19 protein-coding genes are annotated in these 24014 nt (G+C 54.8%); 5 read left to right on the forward strand and 14 right to left on the reverse strand.

Annotated elements, in window-relative coordinates:
• Positions 1-254 precede the first annotated feature (254 nt).
• The 4 genes from KR51_RS10495 to KR51_RS10515 form a co-directional block, all read right to left on the reverse strand.
• Positions 255-761, reverse strand: a complete 507-nt coding sequence (locus KR51_RS10495; protein WP_232214590.1) for a DUF5565 family protein — start codon at positions 759-761, stop codon at positions 255-257.
• A gap of 1778 nt (positions 762-2539) precedes the next feature.
• Positions 2540-3388, reverse strand: a complete 849-nt coding sequence (locus KR51_RS10505) for a poly(ADP-ribose) glycohydrolase (protein WP_198016752.1) — start codon at positions 3386-3388, stop codon at positions 2540-2542.
• A gap of 258 nt (positions 3389-3646) precedes the next feature.
• Positions 3647-4012 (reverse strand): hypothetical protein, encoded by a 366-nt coding sequence (locus KR51_RS10510; protein WP_022607542.1) that lies wholly within the window; start codon positions 4010-4012, stop codon positions 3647-3649.
• Positions 4013-4123: 111 nt separating this feature from the next.
• Complete coding sequence (locus KR51_RS10515; protein ID WP_022607544.1) at positions 4124-4774, reverse strand: RNA ligase family protein; 651 nt, start codon at positions 4772-4774, stop codon at positions 4124-4126.
• Between the two features lie 257 nt (positions 4775-5031).
• On the opposite strand from KR51_RS10515, the gene KR51_RS19710 reads away from it, so the two are divergent.
• Entirely contained in the window at positions 5032-5172 is a 141-nt protein-coding gene (locus KR51_RS19710; RefSeq protein WP_408638111.1) for a hypothetical protein, read from the forward strand.
• 788 nt (positions 5173-5960) lie between these two features.
• Here KR51_RS19710 and KR51_RS10520 read toward each other — a convergent pair.
• From KR51_RS10520 to KR51_RS21295, 5 genes are all read right to left on the reverse strand, one after another.
• Positions 5961-6338, reverse strand: coding sequence for a DUF7079 family protein (locus KR51_RS10520; protein WP_022607548.1), 378 nt, complete (start codon positions 6336-6338; stop codon positions 5961-5963).
• A gap of 1215 nt (positions 6339-7553) precedes the next feature.
• Positions 7554-8060, reverse strand: coding sequence for a hypothetical protein (locus KR51_RS21285; protein ID WP_040655913.1), 507 nt, complete (start codon positions 8058-8060; stop codon positions 7554-7556).
• A 907-nt stretch (positions 8061-8967) separates the two neighbouring features.
• The gene (locus KR51_RS21290; protein ID WP_156915087.1) at positions 8968-9228 is read right to left on the reverse strand and encodes a transposase; all 261 of its coding nucleotides are present in this window, start codon (positions 9226-9228) and stop codon (positions 8968-8970) included.
• A gap of 38 nt (positions 9229-9266) precedes the next feature.
• Positions 9267-9422, reverse strand: a complete 156-nt coding sequence (locus tag KR51_RS19720; protein ID WP_156915085.1) for a hypothetical protein — start codon at positions 9420-9422, stop codon at positions 9267-9269.
• Positions 9423-9743: 321 nt separating this feature from the next.
• Positions 9744-10268, reverse strand: coding sequence for a GNAT family N-acetyltransferase (locus KR51_RS21295; RefSeq protein WP_022607554.1), 525 nt, complete (start codon positions 10266-10268; stop codon positions 9744-9746).
• Positions 10269-10622: 354 nt separating this feature from the next.
• Here KR51_RS21295 and KR51_RS10545 point away from each other — a divergent pair, with 354 nt between their 5' ends.
• Entirely contained in the window at positions 10623-11045 is a 423-nt protein-coding gene (locus KR51_RS10545; protein ID WP_022607556.1) for a BlaI/MecI/CopY family transcriptional regulator, read from the forward strand.
• Between the two features lie 2 nt (positions 11046-11047).
• Positions 11048-11929 (forward strand): M56 family metallopeptidase, encoded by an 882-nt coding sequence (locus tag KR51_RS10550; protein ID WP_022607558.1) that lies wholly within the window; start codon positions 11048-11050, stop codon positions 11927-11929.
• 99 nt (positions 11930-12028) lie between these two features.
• On the opposite strand, the gene KR51_RS10555 is transcribed toward KR51_RS10550, so the two are convergent.
• The 5 genes from KR51_RS10555 to KR51_RS10575 form a co-directional block, all read right to left on the reverse strand.
• Positions 12029-13597, reverse strand: a complete 1569-nt coding sequence (locus KR51_RS10555; protein WP_022607559.1) for a SpoIID/LytB domain-containing protein — start codon at positions 13595-13597, stop codon at positions 12029-12031.
• A 175-nt stretch (positions 13598-13772) separates the two neighbouring features.
• Positions 13773-17483: a hybrid sensor histidine kinase/response regulator gene (locus tag KR51_RS10560; protein WP_022607560.1), complete on the reverse strand. Its 3711-nt coding sequence runs from the start codon at positions 17481-17483 to the stop codon at positions 13773-13775.
• Positions 17484-17867: 384 nt separating this feature from the next.
• The gene (gene era / locus KR51_RS10565; protein WP_040655943.1) at positions 17868-18794 is read right to left on the reverse strand and encodes a GTPase Era; all 927 of its coding nucleotides are present in this window, start codon (positions 18792-18794) and stop codon (positions 17868-17870) included.
• A gap of 174 nt (positions 18795-18968) precedes the next feature.
• Entirely contained in the window at positions 18969-20111 is a 1143-nt protein-coding gene (locus KR51_RS10570) for a succinylglutamate desuccinylase/aspartoacylase family protein (RefSeq protein WP_040655944.1), read from the reverse strand.
• A gap of 193 nt (positions 20112-20304) precedes the next feature.
• Positions 20305-21537: a glycoside hydrolase family 10 protein gene (locus KR51_RS10575; RefSeq protein ID WP_022607564.1), complete on the reverse strand. Its 1233-nt coding sequence runs from the start codon at positions 21535-21537 to the stop codon at positions 20305-20307.
• A gap of 198 nt (positions 21538-21735) precedes the next feature.
• On the opposite strand from KR51_RS10575, the gene KR51_RS10580 reads away from it, so the two are divergent.
• Both KR51_RS10580 and moeB read left to right on the forward strand, forming a co-directional pair.
• Positions 21736-22575 (forward strand): Cof-type HAD-IIB family hydrolase, encoded by an 840-nt coding sequence (locus KR51_RS10580; protein ID WP_040655915.1) that lies wholly within the window; start codon positions 21736-21738, stop codon positions 22573-22575.
• Between the two features lie 236 nt (positions 22576-22811).
• On the forward strand, positions 22812-23984 hold the full coding sequence (gene moeB / locus KR51_RS10585; RefSeq protein WP_022607566.1) for a molybdopterin-synthase adenylyltransferase MoeB: 1173 nt from the start codon (positions 22812-22814) through the stop codon (positions 23982-23984).
• Positions 23985-24014: the final 30 nt, after the last annotated feature.

Raw genomic sequence — 24014 nt, forward strand, 5'->3', positions numbered from 1 at the left:
GCGAACGTGGGCTTCCCAGGCTTTGAGATTCAACGATTCGCTGCCAATGAGACCCAGAACCATCCAAGCTAAGGTAATGAGGTGATGCAGATCTTGGTAGCGACAGTACTGTTGCTATCAGGCGAACAGTTGGCGGCAAAAAAGTAGGGGAGGGGGCATGCTCTCTCAGTGGTATGCAACCCACTTTACTAAGCCGCAAATGATGGCATGACAAGGTTTTCAGGCGTTCTGTCCGTCAGCCAGGTTAGGCACTCCTAAGGCTTTCGCTTGAGGCCAAAGTCCCGCTTCTTGATTTTGGCCATGCGACCATCGGGATGGTGGAAGACCAATCCCTCGATGTCACGCGATCGCAGCCATTCAAGGAGCCCCTCGAAAGTTCTGGGCACATCCTCGTACCGCTTGGCATCGGCATGAGAGAGTAACTGGTGCTCTTCAAGATCTTCAGGGTTGCCCTGGACCTTCGGACCGACAAGCTCGTATGTGCCATCGGGGAGCGACTCATCGAAGGCCGCCATGTGCCACTTATTCTCGGGATCGCAGGGTTCGATCTCGATCCAGCCAACACGCTTGCCCGTTACCTCATCGCGATCGGCCTCGATGAAGCCATGCGGTATCGGCTTGCCTTTGCCGACCTCGCGACGCTTGAAGTACTTCCCGGCTTCAACTTTGACGCAGGTACCATCGTACTTTCGAGTTGCAATCCCCTCGCCAGCGAATACCCACGCGCAGTCAGGGTGAGCCTCATCGAGGATCTCGCGCATGTTGTCCGGATTTCTTCGAAACACTGTTGGGATCTTTTTCATAACCGTCCTTTCTGAGCATAATTATCCCGAATCGACACCCACCCTAACACTCCTAACTGTTGTGAAGAGTCACTGTTGTGAAGAGTCAGTTTAATGTGTTTAAGTAGGGCGGAATAAAGTAAGTTTTTAGGTATACTATACGCCATCGAATCCCTTTATATCCCTAACTTCGAACGATAAAGCGCTTGTGCAATTGACGCGATGAAGAGTTCCGGCGTCAAGGCGACCGTCGGGTTGAGTATCCCCTGCAGCTCCTTATTTTCGCCGCACTTTAAAACTCTTGCATAATCTCCCTCGGAGAGACTTGAGGAGTTATCGAAAATTCATTAATGAGGCAATTTGGGTTTTCAGTGTGACACGCCAAACGAGGTATCCAAGTATTTTGCAAGGGGTCAGTCCTCGCAGTGCTAAATCTAACGATTTGACGTATTTCACCGTCACTAGCTTCTCTAGGTCAGCAAGCAATCGACTCAGGTGCTAGGAGATTTTCGTTCCTGACAGAACCATCTCCTGAAACTCCTGGAATCTTGCCACAGGCTTGCGGGGTTTGAGGCACTTGTGTCAGCCAATCAGCTTTCGTCCTATGCTAACTCTCGTTGAAGTCTCGTTGGACGAGTTGCTCGCCTTCAGTGGTGATCCATAGTTTGTAGGCATTCGTCACGTCCTCATCGCCTTTGGTGATATAGACGGAGTTTCTCACTCCGGTATACCGAAGACCGAGATACCCGCTATCCTGCAAAGGGAGCACATATTCCGCAGGATATATCTTGTACACCTCCATATCTTGGCCGTCTGATGCTCTCTGAACACCTTCAATAAAGAAGCATGTTATCCCTCTCTTATTAGGTTTCAGATGAACGGCGAAACTCTTCTCAGGACTAGTAATGTCCTCTTCGTAGAGGAGCTTCAACAACTGTTTTTGTTGCCATTCAAGAGCCATAGGTTCAACCCCAACAAAGTGTAACTAGTGCTGAGACGTACGCAGCAAGGAGACATGAGCAAGTACGGCGTTGATACATGGCAAACTCGGCGGTTTTCCTCCCTATGAGGCTTAGTTTCCTGCGGCGTTCGTCTGGATTCTTTTGCTGAGAGACCCCGCTGTCCAGCTCCGCCCGAATCTCCTCATGGTGGGGACCGGCCTCAACCGGTTCTTGCAACCACCTGGTGCACTACTAGACGCTTGCTACATCCATCGAAGTATATCCATCGTACATTTACCCACTTTGGGTATAGCAGTTGCGCCAAGTGAGGAGCGTCGGGGCTAGCATGAACTGTCTTCAATCAATTCCGACACTGCTAGGTGAAGCTCTGGTCTTGATACACCTACTTCGCGCGGTCAGTCGGGATATTCATCTTAGCAAGCGCCACCCGCGCGCCACTTAGGTAGATTCCGGGTTCTGAAACGTTGGGCACGAAGACCGCAGTGGCGCAAGACATCTAACACCGAACACTTCGAATGTGAGCCAAGCCAGGCTCGGAAGGGCGAGAAGATCCAATTCCGACCGTGTCAGCTTTAACGACCCGATAGGTTTGCATAGACTCGCTTGCTGAAAGCATAGCCTATCGCCCCCCCAACAAGCCAGGCTCTGATGCAACTCCTCAATTGACAAAATAACTGAGGAGAACGGGCGGAGCATAACGCGAAGTGAAATGGGTGGCTAGGGTTGGCGTTGTTTAAATTTAAATGTGTCGACGATCGGCACTCCGGTTCATGCCGTTGTTAGCCGCTCTACTCATCAGTTGCCGTCGGGTGTGCCCCACGGGAATGCAGATGCGACCAGTCGATCGACAACTTTCGCAAGTTTGACTCCAGGACGAAACTTAAATCGACTCTTAAGTTGCAACTCATACTCGGCGATCGAATCTGTTGGATCGGCTCCACAGTAGAATACGATCTCCGAAATTCCAGCTAGCGATGCAGCAATAATTTGAATGGAAATCATCAGCTGCCGATTGCCGCCGTATGCCCCGCAACCCCAATTACTTGTGTGCAGAACGATTGGATTGGTGAATGAACCTGTATACCCCAAGATGAATGCTCTAAATCCCGAGAAGGCCGTACTTAGTGCTTTCTCGATTTCCGATCGCGTGTAGATGCGATTGCCCGTGGAAATCGGTGCCTCGATAGCAAGAATGTTTGACAACTGAGGTGAGTCGATCGGGTTGATGCTGTCGCGAATCAAGCGATCGCCGGATCGGGCAAACCGTGCTCCGTAGATTTGTCTGGTGTCAATGCTAATGGTTCGCGGTACGGAGCGAATGATAATCGGCGTTGGAGCGCCATCTTCAACGGTGCTCGGGCGGAGTCGATCCGCACGCGCTAGCATCAATTCTCGAACGGAGGCTAGAAGTGGGTGCTCCGCAACCTGGATTTCATCCTGGGCAAACATGAAATGTCCGTAACCACTGAACAGGTCGTGGTAGGCAAAGTTCATGTGACAGTGGTGCGCGTCCCCGACGGAGTAACGAAAGTAGCCTTTGCTTGCCTTTACTGCGGTTAGCGGCGAATACGGCTGAAAAGCCTCGGGGATCGGGATCTCATTGAAGCGTTCTACCGTTACTTCCGCATTAGGGTGGTTGGCCAAAGCTATATCGAAAACCAGCCGCTTTTTCGCGTTTTCAATCTTCGGTGGGTGGGTGCGGAGAAGTTCTGCAGCGGAAACCCTGTCAAAGGCAATCCGGTGTCTCGATAGTTCGCGGTCAATACGCTTCCGGTCGTCGGTTAGTGAAACTGACGAGGAGGACGCGCCAAAGAGGTTTAGTAGAGAACGCAGCAATGTAACTTCCTTGTTGCCTAACGACTGCATTGAGCTGTGAAGGTTGACTGAGGTCAGCTCAAATACCTAGTTGGATCGTTCCTTCTTGAAAAGACTGCTAATCATATCCACCAAAGATCTCCTTCTTTTTTCCTTCCACTCCAGGTCTTCAATCCATGAATCGTCACCACGGAAGAACCTGAGAAAATACTGTTCGGCTTCATCTCGTGAAAAGTCTGCCTGGCAAATCTGAAACAAGCCGGCTTGGTTTCCGAGAGTAAGTGAGAAATCTTTTAAATAATTACCGGATATAGAGCAAAGTGTTGTTCCGTCGTCTCGAATTAGCGCGTAGAAGTTGCCAGCAACATCTTCCCATTCATCATGAAAAGAGCGTTGGATGTCCTTCTCCGTCGGATTGTCTACATAACCGATTGTGTTCGACTGGAGTCTCATTATTCAGCGATCGAATTTCATAGATCGAACGATTAGGTTCACGTGCCGCCATTCGTTGTACTACCGGAGAAAGGTCTTTGGCGATCGGGAACAACACCTTGTTATTTTGCCTTATTCCCAGTACGACTCCCAATTTTCTTGGAATGCCTCTTTGAGTTTGGTCATGTAGGCGTGTGTTTTTATTTTTAGCATCCAAAGGGTATCAGGTGTGCTGCCACCCTTGCAAACTACCCCTTCAACGACATCGTAGCGACCTTCGCGAACGTCATCAACGAATTTTCCCGTGAGCTTGCCACGGTAGACTACGCGAGCGATGTTGAGATGTGAAAAGTCGTCGATAAATTGTGCTGGCGGAACGATCGCATCTCCCACAGCTACATCGAACAACACGAGCCGTTTTGGTTCGGCCTCTTTGTGAAGACCAGCAAATGAGCTCGGACCAAAATATTCGGTGAAAACTAGGATCTCTGGAGCCACGTAAGTTGGGTGACTCAGAAACATCTGGGCGAGCGGATGAGCAAAATCTCGCTCAAAGATCTCAACAGCGTCGGGGTATCCGGGATGAGCCGCGTGAAATTCCTTGATGCCTGAAGCGTCGAGGTCGTAACGATTACGTCGCATTCCGAAGGCGTACCAACCCAGTTCTCGCTCCCAAACCCAATGTAGATTTGTACCATCGTATTTCTCGAAGGCAATGCAACGGTCAAGAGGTGCCTGAGAACTGCCGGGAATCTTAGGATATGCTAGTTTGACTCGCGCCATCGTAGCTGTCTCCAATAGAAAGTGATTACATTGCTGTCATGAAAGCATGGCTTGAGTTCGGCTTGGGAACCAAATGCTCCTCATCAGCGAATTTGGAGCAAAGCGGAGGATTTTATGGGCTTAATTTCCTTGCTTTACTATGTTCAGATTCAAAGATTAAACGAGCGACAAAAAACCCAGCAAAAACCTTCTCTTTGTCATGAGAAACCGGACTCGAAAAAACAGTAGCCTGAATCGAGGAAACCATTTTATGAATAGTGGAGGTTGTGAAGCACCACGAGGACCAGAAAGTGTTGGAAGTCTTGCCCAAACGTTGGGTAGTGGAAGGCACCTTTACCTGGGTCGGTCAGTACCGTCGTCAGAGCAAAGATATTGAATATTTGCCGACCAAGATTTAGATAATGCCTTACCTATCCATGTTTGAGATCATGTTCAACTTCACGATCGAAAGCTTGACAAAACCTTTTCAAATACGTTCTCAAAACATGCGCTTACGAACGCGCTGAAACCATTCGTACCACAAACGATCGTCAATGGGGATAGGGTATTTGTCGAAATACGTCCGATATTGTTCGTCTGACAATGTGGATAGCCATTCGCTCCAATGTTGTAAGTACCCGTCTCCGTATCCTTGCCGCCAACCGCCCCATACAGAATCAGATTTAGGATATGCTGCCCATGGAGGGAACATATTTAGTTTGGGGGTGCTTGGTCGGAAATCAACAAAATTTGGCGTCGCTTCGTTGAGCCGAACTGAGGCTAAGCCGATGCAATCATTCGAGTTGTGATGTATGAGGTGTTCGACGCATTTGAGCCAGCGTTTTTGTGGGCTGACCTTTAATGGTTCTGGTAAGACAACCTGCCAGTCGTCAGCATACTTGAAAAGGATTCTCAGTGTTGTCTCAATATTCATCTGAAGTAGATAACGTCCTGAAGGTTAGCCGCGAGTAAGGTTCGGAAGTCCGAGCAGATTCAGTTCCGACCCCCCGCTCCTGCGCCGAGTAGAGTTACCGGTACTTGCTTGCCGTAAATATAACCGATCGCCCTCCAAATACAATCTCTGAAAAACTCTTATACCAAGTGATTGAGGGGAGAACTTCAGGAAGCATGCTGCTTCGATTCAGCGGCGCGGCTCTGCTCAGCCCTATTTGAATGCACATATTTGTCAGGTGGCAAAGCGAAAATACTATTTTCCACTAGAGAGTATCTGCTTAACATCACTCCAAGCTTCTCCAATTAATTTTCGTGTTGCCCCTACAGTCATCAGACCCCAAAGCCTTCTTCCTTTTTCGTCACCATTCATAACATTCATAATTTGAATCTGTAGCCAGTTTTCCGAGAAACCAGACCATTCCCCAGCTACAATTCTCAAATTATCGGCTAAAGCAGGGAATACTTCTTCCCAAAGAATTTGTTCGACTTCTGTGACCGAAAAACCTGTATCATTAATTTCTTTCGCAATCAGTCTGTAATCAGATCGTTCCAACTTTGTATCTAGGAATAGATTTGATAAGGCTCTCCACACCGGCAGCCGGTTCTCAACGAATTCCCGATCGTACTCCATTTTTCAAATTACCTACTAACGATCGTCAATTATCCTGTACCCCCTTCAATCCCATACTGTTGTAAAGATTAAACTCGGGGTGTTTGGCGAAGCGAAATAGGATGAGAAATGGGCTCAATAAGCAGCTCGAAACTTACAGAGTGGTTTTTTTTCATACACCTCAAAACCCCTTTGTATTCGTAGGTTGAAAACGCTAGAAACATGGGTAGCTGCAAGCAACCATGAATCGGAAAAGTTGACTATGGCGACAGTGTTTATCCGTTCAATTTTTTACATTTTAACGCATCTAGGTTATTGGCTGCAAATCGAGATCCTGAGTACGTAACTCCATTTGCTGTTAGCGATTTCACGTGTAACTTCGTTAGTCGAAATACCTTGTCCGCATCAGGCGATGATTCGGCGTCTTGGCATCGAAAAGTTGACGCTTCCTCCTTGCTGTAGAGCTTCCGCTTGGTACCGAACCTCCTTCACCGTTTCGATCGCGATCGCCATACTCCCAAACATGCCCTTGAGGAGCCTCCAGTCGAAACGCAAGAGCCAAAGAGGAAAAAGAGCAACCTTCAACCGATTAAGCCAGTAGGCAAGCCTTCCAGTTCTCAGAACTCGCTGCTGTGAACAAACTGATTCGAAGTATCTCCATTTCGCACCACATGGAAATAGATAAAGGCAAGGTTTAGCGTTTCTTCCTTTCGATCAATGGCGCTCATTTCATTACCCAGATAGAATCAGTTGCGAAAATGCTTGCAGCTGAGCGTAACTCTTCGTTCGTGATACTTCTTATCGAGAAATATTACGAACGAAATGCAGAACCCAACGTCAGAGTAACAAGTCATCATTGTTTTTTGGAAACATTGTTTTACCCCGGCCGAACGTCCTTAAACTTATCGCTATAGCTAGAAGTACGAATAAATTCGAAGCACAACATCCACGTTTTCTACGGCGATGGCTTAGGCAAAAGCCTACTCGAACATCAGCATTTTAAAGATAGAAAGGACCTAAGAAATTTACGATCTCAGTCCTTCGCAAAGATGACAGAATTTAAAATTTCTAGGGATGCTTTGCCACAGAAAAAATGTTAAAAGATTGATACAAGTGCCTCAAAGCTTCGCAAGCTCGTGGAGAAATTTAAAGGGTTTCAGGAGATATCTCAGTCAGCCAGGTATGGATAATACTGGCAGGTAGATTGGGGGGAAACCATTGTTAGAGGCATCCTTATCATTTCACACGGAGAGTGTGTAAGTACTCAATGCACCATTTTGGATTTGGAGAGAACTCATCCTGGTCGTGGGCGTTAATACCTATTGTTTTTGAGTCGAGCACGATGAAACCAAACAGTTCTACCTCGGTGCCACCACTGCCAACTCCTGAGGTTATAACACTAAATCTGAGCTTGCCTCCTTGGCGAAGACGTATTTGATTATGTGAGCCCTCTAAGCTAGGGATTTCGGCTGTAAAACGAAGATAGCGATCGGTCCGTTCTCTCGGGGTCCGGAACTCCACGAAAGGTACGTTTGGGTTGCGCTGGAACTCCGGCGGGAGCGAGATACTAAACGAGCGATCGCCGATCGCAAATTGATGTTGTACCAGAACAGTACGTACTTCCTGAGCACATCCAGTGGACACTAGGACTGTTAAACCGATTAGGGCAACGGGTAAAGTGAGTCTACGTTTAGCCATAATTTCCCTGAGCCTAGCTACAGGATCAAAACCGAGAAGATTCATGAAGCTTTATTAACCAGGAGGCGACGATACGGCCTATCTCAATTGCTACTGGATTCGCCGCTCTGGCTCTCAATTATTAGCCAACAGCGTCGCCCTTCGACCTCTATGCTCGGAGCACGGTGAGTGTCACCTTCTATAGCAAAGCTAGATGATTCGCGAGAAAAACAACTTCGAAACTTTGCTTTCCGATGATTATGAGGAGCTACAACTTCTCAAGTTACCTACGATACTATAGAATAATGATTTCGCACGGGCAAGCAAACTTACCTCGCTGTGCGCAAGAAAGTAGCTGGAGCTGGCAACTTAGACTGTACCCGAGATCGGGGGTATCTGAGTTTTCTCCCAAGAGTGAAGTGCCTCTCTGCGTGAGTTCATCGGATTAACTTACTTGTGCTTCATTACAACGTTGTTCGATTTTCACGATCGCTCGGTCATAAAAACCAAACTAAATCGGTCCCCAAGCTGTACTGATATTGTAGCTTGCTCCAGTCTCAGAATCGACGAAATGAATCGACAGCCAGATTATTGGACGCAGTACTGCAATCTTGTTGACTTTGTGAAGTACCTTGTTTGCTTGCCAACAAGTTAAAGGTCCTTAGTACCTTAGAAAAAGCCCCTTCTCCGCAATCAGAGGGAAGGCCTTCTGTGTCAACCTGAGGCTAGACGGACGCTGTTGCCGATAACATTAGTTTTCAGGGCGGGTTACTCAAGGAGAAATCCATCGTGCCTATGCCCGGTGGTGCCAAGTTTTTTGTGTTAGCAAGTAGACCCAGTCAGTGAAACACTCGGGATGCTCGATGGCAAATTTCGCTAGCGCCGCCTTCCAGTTCGCGAGCGGCATCGTCCATTTCTCGGAAATCTTCTTGAGTGCTAGCCTGGATTATCCATGAACTCTTGTGCGGAGACCCTAAACCTTTTGCCTTGCAAGACTTGCAGACTGTTCGCTCAATGACAGTGCGCTTCTATACACGTAGATTGGAGCCTCTTCAGAGCAAGGGTTTGAGGCTTCGTCAAAATCTTCGTGAATATCCCAGACTAGGCAACGTTGACCTTTGGGTATGAGGACGGGCGTGAATTCGCTGCGACGGTCGCGCGGAATCTGCAGCTCGAGGCTGCCTTGGTTGCTGTGGACGGTTTGGCGCGAGTCGCCGTTACGACTGTTGGGCAGCGCTTCGGGGTTGGCAGTCTAAAGCTAAAGGGGGTGGGTCAATTCGCCTTGGAGGGCGTGTTCGACCAAGCGAGTGGTGAGAGCTGTTTGAGCAGCCCATTGTCGCCGAGGATTTGCTCGGGACGGGAGTAATGCTGCAGGAGTGGGTTGAGGCGCTGGTCGGTTTCGGAGGGTTCAGACTTGCGTCTGGGCATGGTTGCAGTCTCCTATTGGGTTATCTCTGACCGCTTACACAAAAAACTTTACAGGCTCGTTCTTCAGCGGACTCAGCGATATCGATGTGGAGCTTTCGCGACATGATGACTCATCTCTCGAACCTGACACCTACTACTCGCATCACAATATCCCGAATTTTGTATTAGACGGTGTGGGTTTTCTTGCATGTGATGAGGACTTTTCAAATGTCCTTTTAGCATCAGGCAACTGTCGATAAAAATTACGACAGTTATAAAACAGCGGATAGGTTTTCTAAATCTGAAGTTCTGCTTTTTCAACCGAAAAAAATCTTGATTCCGTCACCCAACTATAGAAGATGCATCAGGTTCAGCTCTATCTGGCGAACCTAGGGTTCGCGCAACCAAAATCGCTTCATCCGCTGAGTATAAGTTTGCAATTGTTGCGACATGCCTTGCTCCGAGCGCTCGTTGGTAGAGTCGAAGTGCCGAATTGTCGGTCCGGGTCGACACGGTAATCGCCTTCACCTTGGCCCCACGCCTATCAAGTTCTCGCTTAACAAGCTCCAAAGATTGTCTAATTAGGAGAGTAGCGATTCCTCTCCGTCGTCGTTCGGGAAGGACAGCTATTTGTTCCAGCTCGAGCACTGCATATGGTCTGAAACCGCTTTTCTGAGTCCAGATTGCATAGGCAACGATCTCTGTGTCTACCTCACAAACAAACACCATGCACTTTGGATGAGCGGCGAGACTGCACTTCATCCACTCGAGGGATCCGGTCTGACGGGGAAAGGCAAGCGCGTGGACGTTCGCGGCGTCGTTCGCGTCGCTGCTTTGCATCGCTCTAACGACAGGGACTAGCTTCATTGCTGATTTGAAACATAACGCCCCGTATCAGCCCTTATCCCATTCGCGACGCGAATGAGATAATTCGGTCTGCAAGAGCTTGTTTTCGGACTTGAGCACCCCAATTACCCTCATTGATTTCCTTGATGTTGGGGTGGTTCCCACCAGTGAGGCTTAGTTGTCTGCAGAAGCACAACTGCGCAAGGGTTATTAAAAACCATTTCCATTCAGCACTGACTTGCTGATAACGCTAGCCCGACAGATGCGATTGTTGCGTAAACCTCAGGCGTATTTTTGACGGATTGCGTGTAAATGCGTAGGATCGATCTAAATTCAATCTCAATACTGTTTGCCGACCTACGGTTGGTCTCAGCAATGGCACCACTCCCCGATCGTCGCCCAAAGCGCCTGGTTCTCGGCCCCCTCGAAACCGAGATTATGGATATCACCTGGGAGCTGGGCATTGTCACGGTCAAAGACGTTCTCCAGCGCATCCTGAACGACCCCGAACGCGAGTTAACCGCACCGTCGGTCACAACCGTGCTGCGCCGCCTTACCGAGAAAGGCTGGCTGCAATGCGATCGCTCCGAACGCGCCTTCCGATGGCAACCGGCAATTTCTCGCGCTCATGCTAAATCACTTCGTGCCTACGAGCACCTCCAGAATTTTCTGACCGTAGGTACACCCGACGCGATTTCGGCATTTGCCGACGAGCTAGACCGAGACAGCATCGAGCAACTCGATGCGATCGCCCGCAAGTTAAAAGCTGCTCGCCGGTCTCACTCGGGGGAGATATAACCATGCATTTGGTCGTACTGGCAGTGGCGATCGCGATCGCCTGGTGCTGGCGTGCGTTTCGAGAGCCGGGCTCCGGATCCTTGTCGGAGCGGTGGTTGTGGGCTCTCACAGATTTCGCAATGCCGCCAGCGTTGGTGCTGGTGACGGCAATTGCTGTGGCAGTCATGGGTGCGGACGGGCAGATGTTCGGGTTCGCGGTCGGATGGTTGGGTGCGGGCTCGGCGATCGCGCTGCTGGCTTGGGCCGCCTCGGGCGGTCTGCGGCAGGCGATCGCGCTCGGGCGACTGCGGCGACGCGTGCGATCGCGTCCTTACCTGGAGGTGTCGGGCCTATCGGGTGCGCCTTGCGCAGACAGTTGTAGCGTGCGCCAGCTCGACCTCGATGCTCCCTTTGCAGCGGCGATCGCGGGGGAAATTACGGTCAGTCGCGGGCTGACCGCACTGCTGACGCCGGAGCAGCTTGCTGTCGTGCTCGTTCACGAGTGCGGGCACCTGAAGTTTCGCGATCCGCTGTGGTTTGCCGGGCTCGGCTGGGTGCGTTGGGTGAGTGCTTGGCTGCCCAACACCTACAAGCTTTGGGAAGAACTGCTCTGCCTGCGCGAGCTGCGCGCCGATCGCTGGGCAACGCAATACGTCGATCCGCTACTTCTAGCGGAGACATTACTGTTGTTGGCGCAGCAGCCTTTGCCCCCGACCAAACTGCTCTGTGCGGCGTTGAGCGGCGATACGCCACCCTCGCGACTCGCACAGCGTATTTCCGCGTTGATGGCAGCATCAGACAAGACGGCTGTGGCCGAAGAGTCTCAGAAGCGGATGCGGTGGTCCATCGGAGCGGCTTGGTCGCCGCTTTTGCTCCCGCTGTTGGTCGTGCCTTTCCACAGCTAGAATCGGCGCAGCTGCGAGACGCGATCGCCCCTCATGTCGGTAGAATTTTCGCAGCAAAGTTGGTCCCACGGCTTAAAACGGCCGGTTCAACCATCCGGCTCAATCGCCGCCGTAAAGAACGACCGACTCGTCGAGCGGGCGAATTTTCGTACCGGGATAGTAGAAAGCCAGAATTCGTTCGGGCGACCAACCCAAGCGCGCGAGATTGTAGGATCCATACTGACTCAACCCGGCACCGTGACCGAAGCCGCCGCCGACAAAAGTATATCCAGAGAGCGCTCCGCTGGAGTCAGTCAACGGCTCTAGATAGAACAACGTGCTGCGCGGCGGTCCGAAGGCACTGCGCACCTCGTTTTTCCGCAGCGCCGCGATGCCGAGGTCCGTCAGCGCGTCCAGTTGCAAAATGCGTCCCGACGGCGATCGCTCGACGATTTCTAGCGTCTTCAGGCGGGCAAAGTTCGCCTTTGGATGACCGGAGCGATCGAGATAGCGGCGCAAGTCGCCGGCCAGTTCGTCGAGACTGCTCTGCCGCCGCCAGCGGAAAGCACTGGTGCCGCTCTCGTTGAAGCCCTGCTGCAGACTCAGGAATTTGCGGAACGTCTGCTCGTCGGACAAAGGCAGTTGCTGCAAATCCCACACCTGCCCCGGTGCATCGATCACCGCGCGCAGGTACGGTCGGGGATCGCCGTCCCAGATATCGCTGAAGGGTGCCGTGATGCCGCCAGTCGTCGAGGAGTACAGGGCGTCTACCAATTCAGAGTCATAGGTCAACACCAGATTGCTCGTGGACGCAATCGCGCGATCGGTTTGGCCGCGGGCGACCCTCACTCCGCGATACACCTGACAGTGAACGGTTGCGCAAAGTTCGTAGTCATCGGCCGCAAAGCGGCGCAGATTGCGCATGGCATAGGTACGGGCGACGATCGCCTGGGCGGCGATCGCGGCGGCCGGCGCTCCCGGTGCGATCTCGTAGGGAACGACACCGCGCAGATAATCCTCCAGGGATACCCGGTTAACGAGGGCGAAGCTGCCGTAGGCGTCGGGCTGGAGGTGCAAGCTCCCGACGTAAGTGTAAGCATCCTCGGCATTGGCACGCACGCGCACGCGATCGCCCGCTCCGGTAACGGTCAATTGCTCGGGCAGGTAGCGATCCGCTCCCACTGCGAGCACGACCTGCGGTACGCTCTGTTGCACCTCGGAGATCATAAACGGCAGGTCATAGCCGCGATCGCGCAGATTTTTAAGTAGCTGCCGGCGCACCAGCGGCGTCGAGTATACGTCGCGCTGCGCCCACACTTGCCAGCGACCGGGTTGGGCAACTTCCACATCGATGCCCCGTGCTTCCCATTCGCGTGCGCCGGCCTCAGCCGTCTCAAAAGTTGCGTAATCGCCGAGCACCAGTCGCTCAAACAGTTGGGGCTCGGGTAGCGGCTGAGCTGCAAGCTCCAGCACGGCCGTATTCACCTGCAGCGAAACGGCCTCTCCCCCTTGCTCGAAGGTCAGCGAGAGCGAGCCGTTCGGAGCCACCAACTCCAGCACGTCTGTGTCCGCTTCGCCGAATCGCTGGACAATTCCAACCTTCAGCAGTCGTTCGGCAACTGCACTGGGTGCAATTACTAGCGCGCTCGCTACCGCCAGCATTAACCCTAACGTCCTGCTAATACCCATCCCGATCCCGCGCACGCTGCTTGGCTCCCGTCAAAATCTGCTCCGCCTTTCCGACCCCACCACACCGCACTCGAGTTCCCCGCTGCCTTCGCGATCTACTCATCAACTCGCTCCCGCAGAGCCATCCGACCGTCCGCAAAGACAGTGGGCAAAACCGGACTCAAGTCTTGAGCTTTTAGTCCAGCAGGACTTCACCCTCGATCATTCGCTGCGCGGCGTCGAGCAAAACCTCTTCCAAGTATGGTTTGGTGAAGTACCCGCGCGCACCGAGTTTCGCTGCCATCTGCCGGTGCCGGTCGGCACCGCGCGATGTCAGCATCCCCACCGGGATCCGCGACAGCACCTCGTCCTGTTGCAAGCGGGAGAGTAACTCCAGTCCGTCCATGCGCGGCATCTCGATGTCGCAGAAGACGATGTCGCACGGCAATCCAGAACGCAGCTTCTCCCATGCTTCCTGACCGTCTCGTGCTTGTTCAACGCGAAAACCGGATTTAATGAAACTCACCGACAGTAGTTCGCGCACCGTAATCGAGTCGTCGACAATCAGTACCAGCGGGTCGCTCTCAATCTCCGACGCTTCCACCGCATCGAACTCGGGAACGGTCGGCGTCGCGCCACTGCCACAGATGAGATCGAGGCGGAGGCGACCCTGGAACAAATCGACTAGTTCGAGCGTATCGGCGATCGCCATGACGCTACCATCGCCGAGAACGGTTGCACCGGCGACCCCGGCCGGCTTCGGGATCGGACCGTGGAGCTGCTTGATCACTATTTCTTGCTCGCCCATGACCTGATCGACCTCTACAGCAACTAAGCTGCTGGGGCTGCGAAGCAAGACAACCGAAACGTGCCCGTCCTCGCGCTGCCCGCCGTAGACATTACCGCGTGTTAGCTGGCGGTTGAACGTTAGCAGTTCTGAGAGCGGTTTGAACGGCAGGAGCTGGATCGTGCCATCTGCTTTTTGCCAGGGCACCATCCGTTCGCCGCTGTCGCGGGTTTGCAAGGCTTCCACCGGCACGTCGAACATGCCCTCAACGCCGTCCATCGGGAAGGCAATACGCGAGTGCTCGTTTAGGCAGCACAATGCCTTGGTAATGCTCAGGGTTAGCGGCAAGCCGATGGTAAAAGTCGTCCCCTTACCGGGGGTCGAGTCGATCGCGATTGTGCCGCGCAGCTTACTGAGAGTGCTGCGAACGACGTCCATGCCGACGCCGCGACCGGCAAAGTCATCGGCTTTTTCTTTGGTCGAGAAGCCGGGGTGGAAGATGAAGTTGTAGATCTCGAGGTCGCTTAGCTCCCGCGCCTCGGCCTCGCCAACGAGCCCCTTTTCGATGGCCTTAGATCGGATGCGCCCGGGATCGATGCCCGCACCGTCGTCGGAAATGGCAATCAGCGTCTGGTTGCCTTGGTGCAACGCGCGAATCGTAATATTCCCGTCCGCCGACTTACCGGAGGTCTTGCGCTCGCCTGGGGACTCGATCCCGTGGGTGATGGCATTGTTTACCAAGTGCGTTAAGGGGTCGTAAAGCTGCTCGAGCAACATCTTGTCTACGAGCGTCTCCTTGCCATCGACCTCTAATTTGGCCTGTTTTTTCAGTTTGAGGGCAATATCGCGGACGGCGCGCGGTAGCCGATCGGAAATTTGCGAAAAGGGGACCATGCGCGCCTTAGTCAGGTCTTCCTGCATCTGGGTGGTGACCTGTCGCAGGGTGCGCCCGCCTTTGTCGATCTCGTCCACGAGGAACTCGATATCTGCAGAGGACTCGCGCACGCGGACGATCATCTCCATCATTTCTTGCGAGATTAGATGGAAACCCGTGAAGCGGTCCATCTCCAACGGGTCGTACTCCGGTGCAACGCGTTCGCTGTTGCGAATACCACCAGTTCCCACAGCCGGCCGGCCGGCATACTTACTGGCGAGCAGCGAGCTTTCGAGGAGCGAGCGCTCGTAAAGGTCTTGCATCCTCCCGCCGAGATCGTTGAGGTTCTGCACCTGTTCGAGCAAGTTGTCGAGAAAGCGACGCAAGCGCTCTCGATCCTGCTCGAGATTGTTGCGGCTAACCACTAACTCTCCCATAAGGTTGCTGAGACCGTCCATGATGCGGACGGGTACCTTCAGAGTTTGTTCGAAGCCGGCAGAGCGTGGGTTACCCGGGGCACCGCGAGTGCTGCCGAGAGAGGGGGCACTGACCTTGGCGCGACCCGACTCGCTCATCTGCGGCAACAGGCTTTCGAGATCGAAGAAGTCGGCATCCTCGAAGCGCTCATCGCCGGTAACGGTCAGCATCTTCGTGGCTTCTAGATCGACGTTGGGTTGCGAGCCGGCGATCGCGATCGCAGGTTTGTCGATCGTTTGCTCGAGGGCTTCGAAATCGATCGCCGCAGGAGCGGCTGGCTGGGCAATCAAATCATCTAGGGCGTCAAATGTGGGGTAGAACGCCAACGGGAAGCCTGCGAGGGACGCGCGAGAAGCGGCTGCCACAACCGCTGGATCTTCGTCATCTTGAATAAACGTGTCTTCCGCTTCGTCGGCAAACAGTTCCTCCAGGCTATCGAGGGAATCGCCATCACGTTGGGAGGACGTCCCAGACTCCAGCGAGTTCGGACCTTCAAGCGTCGTCAGCCAGTCGACCTCGTCGTCGGTATCGACGGGCGAACCGTCAATGATAGTGATAGGGTCGGACTCGCTTCCCCGATCGATCTCGCCTGCAGGCATCACGGCATCCGAGCCATGAGTTCCCCAGTCGGCAATGGCAGCCTCCTCAGCGATAAGTGGAGCAGATGCCGGTCGCGTTGCCGGGGCAGCATCGGGGTAGTCCTGACCGAACAGCTGTGCGAACTCGTCGCTTTCCTCCATGGCGTTGGCGTTGCCATGGGGTTTGAGGCTGCCCTCGGAACTCACAAGCAATGAATCGTCCTCGGCTTCATCCCATGCGTCGTAGTCGAAGTCGTCGTCTGCTCGCTCGCTACCAGCAGCCCGTGCTTCACTCGCTTCGTCAGCGCTCAGAGCCGCAAACATTAAATCTTCATCGATAGTCGGCGCATTTGCCAGGGCATCCTGGATCGCGAGGTCGTCCAGACTGGATGCTGCGGTGCGCTCCTGAGAAGGCGTAGCGAGTGCTTTCAAGGCTGCGCTGGCACGGATATCGTGGAGGCGGTCTGCCAGCAGTAGCTCGCAAGCATGATGGATGTCGGCGATCGCGGCGCGGGCGGCGGTACTGACGGGAAGATCGGTGCGAGCCACTGCGGCACGGGCGGTCTCGAGCAGGCTGGTCCAGCCGGGAACTCCCTCGCGCTCGCCCAAGAGTCGCAACTGTTGGCAGCGTGCCTGCACTTCAGTCCGGCGGCCGTCGGCACTACTACTCTCAGCGATCGCCGCTAGGCGCTCGAGTTCCAGACGGACTTTGCCGATGAAGTCGGCGAAGGGCGACTCGGACGTGACTCTGGCTGCTGCCAAGGACTGCTCGAGAGCTTCCTGCATCTCAACCAACACCGGCTGGATGCTGGCCATGACTTCGCGCTCGACATCTTCTGTTAGGTAAGATGACTCGGGTGCGAGCAGGGCCATCTCCTGCATTTCCACCAACCCCTTAAGCGTATCGGCGGCGCGCTGAATCAGCGCCTGCAGACGCGGCGAAACGGGCTCGCCTTGGGCGAGCTGCACGACCTGGAAAGCATCTTCAACCCCGCGCGCGAGCGTCTCGATATTTGCCAGCCCGCCGGCCAGGGCGCTGTCGCGGATGCCCCGAGCAGCTTGGCACAGCGCGCCCGCATCGACGGTGCTTGGAGAATCGCGCAATGCTTGCATCCCGCTTTCGATTGCGGACAGATGCTTTTTGGCTTGCGCCAAGCTGTGCCCGTACTGTTGTTCCCTATCCGACTGCATAGCTGATGTCCTCGCTGCGGCTGGCGCGTCGGCGTCCCGTCTGAAACAGAATTCGACCAGAACCTCACGCGTAGCGATCGAGTTCGAGCGGCTGCGTCCTGCGGCAAGCCTCCGAATCTGCGGACGATCGCGTTAGTTAGCTTCTAATGTACCGAAGATCGTCCCCAACGTCCGTGCGGAATGCCCAATTTCTTGGAAGCATTCTAAATGCAAACCGGGCAATGAGGTGGCGATCGAAACGGCATTCGTTCGCGTCGCCAAACCTTGGGTTCTGCGTATAATCCCGCAGAGTAAAACGCACCATCGAGCAGGATATTGCCGGGCGAGCTGCGTGCTGCTATCAACTGCATGGAACTCGCTCGCAGCCTTCATCCGCCCCTGAATTCATGCGTCTTCAATGGCATATCCAAAATCGGCCAGTTGGGAGCGCGACTGACGCCATTTGGGCTGTACCCGTACGTATAACTCCAGATAAACCTTGCCCACAATTAGTTTCTGGATTTGCTCGCGAGCAGCGCTACCGATACTTTTGAGCATGCTGCCGCCTTTGCCGATCAAGATGCCTTTTTGCGATTGGCGTTCGACGTGAATCGTAGCGAGGATGTTGGCAATGGTCGGGGTTGTTTCAACGGCTTCGACCACAATTGCAACGGAGTGCGGGATCTCCTGACGCGCGTGGAGAAGAATTTGCTCGCGGATCAGCTCGCCAATAATAAAGCGCTCGGGTCGATCGGTGACGAGGTCCGGTGGGTAGTAATACGGTCCGGGTGTCAGGCGCTCGTCGAGCTGGGCTAGCAGAGCGTCCAATCCGCTGCCGGTCAGCGCCGAAAAGTCTACCAGCGGCCAGTCGCGATCGCTGCGGAGTTCGGTGTAACTTGCCGCGATCGCCTCGGCATCAACCTCGGCGCGCCGGTCGATCTTATTGGCACCCAGCACGACCGGCACATCAGCGCGCTGGAGGATCTGGGCGATGAAACGATCGCCGCCCCCAGCCGGCACGGAGCCATCGACGACGAAGAGCAGCACGTCCACGGCTTCAACGGTAGCGAGTGCATTCTTGACAATGACGCGACCGAGTTCGTGGTGGGGTTTGTGGATACCGGGCGTATCGACGAAGATGAACTGCGCGGTCTCGGTGGTGAGAATGCCGCGCAGACGATTGCGCGTGGTTTGAGCGACGGGCGTGGCGATGGCGATTTTTTGCCCGACGAGTTGGTTCATCAACGTGGACTTGCCGACGTTCGGCCGGCCGACGATGCCGATGAAGCCGGACTTGAAACTTTCAGGGGCAATGGGGATCGGTGCGGGCAAGGCGCGGTCGCGCGCGCCGACGTCGGGTCCGGGCACGACGTGCCGCCCGGTAGTTGCCGGACCGGCGTCCGCGTCAGCTTCAGGGACGTTGGATGCGGTCGGGTTACGGTCGATTGGGGTGGGGTCGATCACGATAATGGCTGCAGCTCGGGCGTTCGCGCGGCGGGGTCGGGGTTATTTTGACTCATCTTCCAGGATCGATAGTACATAATCGCCTTGGTTGGCCGATTGGTTGACGGCAATGTCGAAAACGAGACCGTCGGCTTCCGCACGAACATCGTGCATGTGGGGCAGGTTGCCGTCGCGATCGAAGCACTGCAGCCGGTACAGGAGGTCGCCTGCCCGGACAATCGTGCCGAGGTCGAGGCGATCGACCGCCATCCCGCCGACCGGTGCGTGATAATGTCGAATCTGCTCGCGAGTGAAAAACCGTACGTCGGGTAGCTCGGCTGCAGGGAGTGGCAAGTCGGGTAGCGCGAGCATCCCTTTGCGCGCGAGGTAATTGAGTATCCCGCGCGTGCCGAGCGCTCGCGACGCTGGCGCGATCGTGCTGCCCGCACCGAGTTCGAGGGTCCAAGCCTCGACATCAAACTGCAGGGTGCGTCCGAGGTCGGCAAAGGCTGCTTCCAAGGCAAGCCAGGGTTTCATGAAGGCTTCGTCGAAGGCAAATCCATCGTAGGTGGGCATCAACACGCCGCAGTCGATCAGGAAGTCGGGCGCGCTTGCTTCGCGGCTCTGAAAGCAATAGAGATATTCTCGGCCGCGATTGCTGGACGCGTGCAGGTCGATGAGATAGTTGGCGTCTAAGCACAGCGACTGCAGGCGATAGCGATACCGCTCGCGATAAGGCAGGCTACTGTGACTGCCGATGCGTCCGTGGGCGCGATCGCAGGCGGTGCGGATGCGATCGACGAACTCGCCCCGGATGGCATCGGGGTCGCAATCGAGGCGATCGCGGGCGAAGTCCGGCAAGTCCTTGGCTTCAGCAGTGTAATCCCAGAAGATTCGATTCCAGTCACGTCCGTCGTAGGGGTTGTAACGACCGGTCGAAAAAAAGTGCCCGCGCTGGTTGGTGGCGGGCGGGTTGCACGTCGGTACCAGCCAGATCTCGCCACACAAGTCTGCCGCGTCAAGGGTGCCGAGATACTCGATTGCGTCAAAGATCGCTGCATTGCCGACAATTTCGCACCCGTGGAGATTGGCTTGGACGTAAGCTTTTTTGCCGGGTTGCGCGCCGACGAATTTATATACCTGCAGCGCAAGGCGATCGCCCGAGGCTAATTGCTGCAGCTCGATGGAGGTGATGGTGGGTTGCACGGCAACAAATCGGTTGCGGAAAAACCGCAAGAGTGGAACTCGGGGACACAATCAAATTGTCGCGGTTTCAGGCTCGACCGCAACCATTGCCTAGGAACCCGTCAGGTATAGCCGCTCGAACGCAAACCTCATGCAACATTTGTGCCCGAGGTGCGGCATCGCCAGCAGCCGGGCAAGCGGAGATGTGCCGGCGCTAACTCGTGGGAATTACCGGACGCGAGAGGGGTCGCGCGAACAACTGATACAGCGCCCTCTCGCGATCGAAGTACGACTCTCTGCGCGCCCACCTCCACAGGCTTTCGTAAAAGAAAAAGGATACACCAGAAAAGCCGCGATCGCGGACCGCTTGGACTTGCGCTCGCACGACGTTAATTGGCGTCGAGCGATTCTTCAAGCCGCTGAGAATCCCGATCGAAATCGGCACCCGTGCGCGTGCCAAACGGATCTCCGGGCGATCGAGTTCGGAGACGAAGCGCTGGAGGTCATCGCGGTAGACCTGCAGGACAACCTCATCCACTAAGCCGAGTTCTTGCCAGGTAAACCAGTTTTGTAGGTGCGAGGTGAGTGCGAACAGAAACGGATTCGGCGAAAGCGAAATAATGCAGTCTGGATGGATCGCCTTTACCTCGTCGTGAAGGCGCTGCATGAACGCTGTCAGTTCGTTAGCTCGCCACCGCGTCCACTGATGGGCACGTTGGGCATCCGACAGTTTGACACCGTGCAGGCTGTCCTCGAACCGTCGGATTGAAAGGCGATCGTACCCGAAGTCGATCGGCAAGCTGAAGTGATCGTCGAATTGGATGCCGTCGACGTCGTAGGTCTTGACGGTTTCGAGCACCATATCGAGGATAAATTGCTGCACTTCGGGGTTGAACGGATTGAGCCACACCGCGCGGAAGGTGCCGTCGCCCTTGAGCTGAACAAACGACCCGTCGTAGTGGTTGGTCAACCAATCGGGGTGTTGTCGGACGAGTTCGGAGTCCTCGGGAGCCATAAATCCGAACTCAAACCAGGGAATGACCGTCATCCCCCGCGCGTGTCCGCCGTCGACCAATTCGGCAAGCATGTCGCGTCCGCCTTCACTGGTTGCCGGATCGACCGTCACGCCATACTCGCTCTGGGTCACTTGGCTGGGAAACAGGGTGTAGCCGTTCTGCCATACGGTGGGGTAAATCGTATTAAAGTTCAGCCTAGCCAAGCGATCGAGTGCATCGCGGGTGCCTTTGCTGGAGAATAAAATTTCGCTATCGACATTCGTCAACCATACGCCGCGTAACTCTGCGGCTGGATAGGCAGCCGATGCGGAGCGCGTCGTGTAAATAAAAGAGAGGGTGTAAACCGTCGCGATCGCCGCAAAACAGAGGGCGAGGAAGCGATGCGGCTTTCGGAATTGCAGCCAGTGCGGGCGTTGTATCCTGCCAAACATTACTCTTTCGCGCGCGAACAACACGTGGGTTATAGCACAAAGGTTGGATCCGCGTGTAAGGGAACTCTAAAGGGTTGCCCCAGCGCGCGATCGTCACCTGCGCCGTTCGAGTTGCTCAGCTGGACTTAAAGGTCGCCGAGCGCGTTCGCGCGTCTGCCGGTAGGCTGATAGCGGTAAGCGCTGGCACCAGCAAGATTAATGACTATGGGTGACTGTAACGATCCAACGGATATCCAGCTCCTCGTGCTCGATATCGACGGCACCATCGCGGGCGAATCCAACGACGTACGGCCCCATGTGCGAGCGGCAGTCCGAGCCGCTCGGGAGCGGGGTATTTGCGTAACGATCGCAACCGGGCGCATGTACCACTCGGCCCGGCGCTTCGCCGAGGTTCTCGCAATCGACCAACCGCTAGTGGCATATAACGGAGCGTGGATCCAAGACTTGAGAAAGCAACAGCGGCTATATCACCTGGGACTGCCGTCCGCGCTTGCACTGCAGCTGCTAGAGGTCTGCGAACAAATGCCGCTCCCGTTGGGGGTGCATCTCTACGTAGACGACACGCTGCACGTCCAACACCTCTGTCCTGCTACCGAGGCCTACCGACAGCGCAGCAACACCGATATCGTCGTTAGCGACTTACGCGCGCTGCTGGTAACCTCCGAGCCGACTAAGCTCCTGGCGTTGAGCGAAGACCCCGAGGCAATCTCGCAGCTGTTCGATCGCTTGCAGCAGTGCTATACGCCGGCCGAGATGTATCTCACACAATCGACAGCAACATTTTTTGAGGCCTGTCATCCGCAGGTCAATAAGGGTGCGGCCGTGCGCTACCTAGCGGAGGATTTGCTCGGTCTCGACGCCAGCCAAGTGATGGCGATCGGCGACAACTTTAACGATTTGGAAATGTTGCAATACGCTGGTGTCGCCGTAGCGATGGGCAGCGCCCCCGACACCGTCCGCCGCGTTGCCGACTGGGTTGCCCCCGATGTCGAAGCCGATGGCGCTGCGGTCGCGATCGATCGCTTTCTTCTGCGCTAACAGCATTTCCAACGTATCCAATGCAGCTTGCGTCCGTGCAGCAAGCGATACCTGTTGTAGATGTCAGTCCACTTGCCGGACGATCGACCGGACCGCCTCCCGTCGGTTCGCTCAATGCTCTGCAAAGCACGGACGCGGGTCGCTGAGTTCGCAAGCTAGAATTGAGTTTGCTTCCGCCTCCCTCAAGTGGCGTACGTTACTACTACAGCGTTGTGAGTGTCTGCGACCGACCCATCATGCTCAACCCAAACCTCGACGCGATCGAACTCGGTAAAGAAGAATTCGAGCGCTACTCCCGCCACATTATTCTCCCGGAAGTCGGGCTGGAAGGGCAGAAGCGCCTCAAATCTGCCAGCGTTTGCTGCATCGGTACGGGCGGACTCGGTTCGCCACTGCTCCTCTATCTCGCCGCTGCTGGCATCGGTCGTATCGGCATCGTCGATTTCGACATCGTCGATCGCTCCAACCTCCAGCGCCAAATCATCCACGGCACGTCCTGGGTTGGCAAGCGCAAGATCGAGTCGGCTAAAAACCGCATTCTCGACATCAACCCATACTGCCAGGTCGACCTCTTCGAAACCCGCCTGAGCTCGGAAAACGCGTTTAGCATCCTCGAACCCTATGACGTCATCGTCGACGGCACCGACAACTTCCCAACGCGCTACCTCGTTAACGACGCGTGCGTCCTCCTGAACAAACCCAACGTCTACGGTTCGATTTTCCGCTTCGAGGGTCAAGCCTCTGTCTTCAACTACCAGGAGGGTCCGAACTACCGCGACCTTTTCCCCGAGCCGCCCCCGCCCGGGATGGTGCCCTCCTGCGCTGAAGGCGGCGTCCTCGGTGTCCTCTGCGGCATCATCGGCACCATTCAAGCCACCGAGACCGTCAAGATTATTCTCGGCACCGGCAATACGCTCAGCGGCCGCCTCCTGCTCTATAACGCGCTGAACATGAGCTTTCGCGAGCTGAAGCTCCGCCGCAACCCCGAGCGCCCCGTCATTGAAAAGCTCATCGACTACGAACAGTTCTGCGGCATTCCCCAAGCCCAAGCGCAAGCCCAGCAAGCTAGCGCCCAGCTTAGCGAAATGACCGTCCAAGAACTCAAGCAAATTCTCGACTCCGGCACCGACGATTACGTGCTCGTCGACGTTCGCAACCCCAACGAATACGCGATCGCCAATATTCCCGGCGCGAAGCTGGTACCTCTCTCAGAGGTTGAGAGTGGTGCAGGCATCGAGCGCGTCAAGGAACTCGTCAACGGGCACCAATTGATCGTCCATTGCAAAATGGGTGGGCGCTCGGCAAAGGCGCTGGGACTCTTGAAGGAAGCGGGTATTGAGGGCACAAACCTTAAAGGCGGCATCCTCGCGTGGAGCCGAGAGATTGACCCATCGGTCCCAGAGTATTAATGTTTTCTCGGGCATCCTTCTTCATCTTTG

This window comes from Rubidibacter lacunae KORDI 51-2 (genome assembly GCF_000473895.1).
GTDB lineage: Bacteria > Cyanobacteriota > Cyanobacteriia > Cyanobacteriales > Rubidibacteraceae > Rubidibacter > Rubidibacter lacunae.

Coding starts and splice junctions, on each gene's coding strand:
- KR51_RS10495 (WP_232214590.1), bottom strand. CDS start 761: ATGCGCGAGATCCTCGATGAGGCTCACCCTGACTGCGCGTGGGTATTC.
- KR51_RS10510 (WP_022607542.1), bottom strand. CDS start 4,012: ATGAGACTCCAGTCGAACACAATCGGTTATGTAGACAATCCGACGGAG.
- KR51_RS10515 (WP_022607544.1), bottom strand. CDS start 4,774: ATGGCGCGAGTCAAACTAGCATATCCTAAGATTCCCGGCAGTTCTCAG.
- KR51_RS10520 (WP_022607548.1), bottom strand. CDS start 6,338: ATGGAGTACGATCGGGAATTCGTTGAGAACCGGCTGCCGGTGTGGAGA.
- KR51_RS21285 (WP_040655913.1), bottom strand. CDS start 8,060: ATGAATCTTCTCGGTTTTGATCCTGTAGCTAGGCTCAGGGAAATTATG.
- KR51_RS19720 (WP_156915085.1), bottom strand. CDS start 9,422: ATGCCCAGACGCAAGTCTGAACCCTCCGAAACCGACCAGCGCCTCAAC.
- KR51_RS21295 (WP_022607554.1), bottom strand. CDS start 10,268: ATGAAGCTAGTCCCTGTCGTTAGAGCGATGCAAAGCAGCGACGCGAAC.
- KR51_RS10545 (WP_022607556.1), top strand. CDS start 10,623: ATGGCACCACTCCCCGATCGTCGCCCAAAGCGCCTGGTTCTCGGCCCC.
- KR51_RS10550 (WP_022607558.1), top strand. CDS start 11,048: ATGCATTTGGTCGTACTGGCAGTGGCGATCGCGATCGCCTGGTGCTGG.
- KR51_RS10555 (WP_022607559.1), bottom strand. CDS start 13,597: ATGGGTATTAGCAGGACGTTAGGGTTAATGCTGGCGGTAGCGAGCGCG.
- KR51_RS10560 (WP_022607560.1), bottom strand. CDS start 17,483: ATGCAGTCGGATAGGGAACAACAGTACGGGCACAGCTTGGCGCAAGCC.
- KR51_RS10575 (WP_022607564.1), bottom strand. CDS start 21,537: ATGTTTGGCAGGATACAACGCCCGCACTGGCTGCAATTCCGAAAGCCG.
- KR51_RS10580 (WP_040655915.1), top strand. CDS start 21,736: ATGACTATGGGTGACTGTAACGATCCAACGGATATCCAGCTCCTCGTG.
- moeB (WP_022607566.1), top strand. CDS start 22,812: ATGCTCAACCCAAACCTCGACGCGATCGAACTCGGTAAAGAAGAATTC.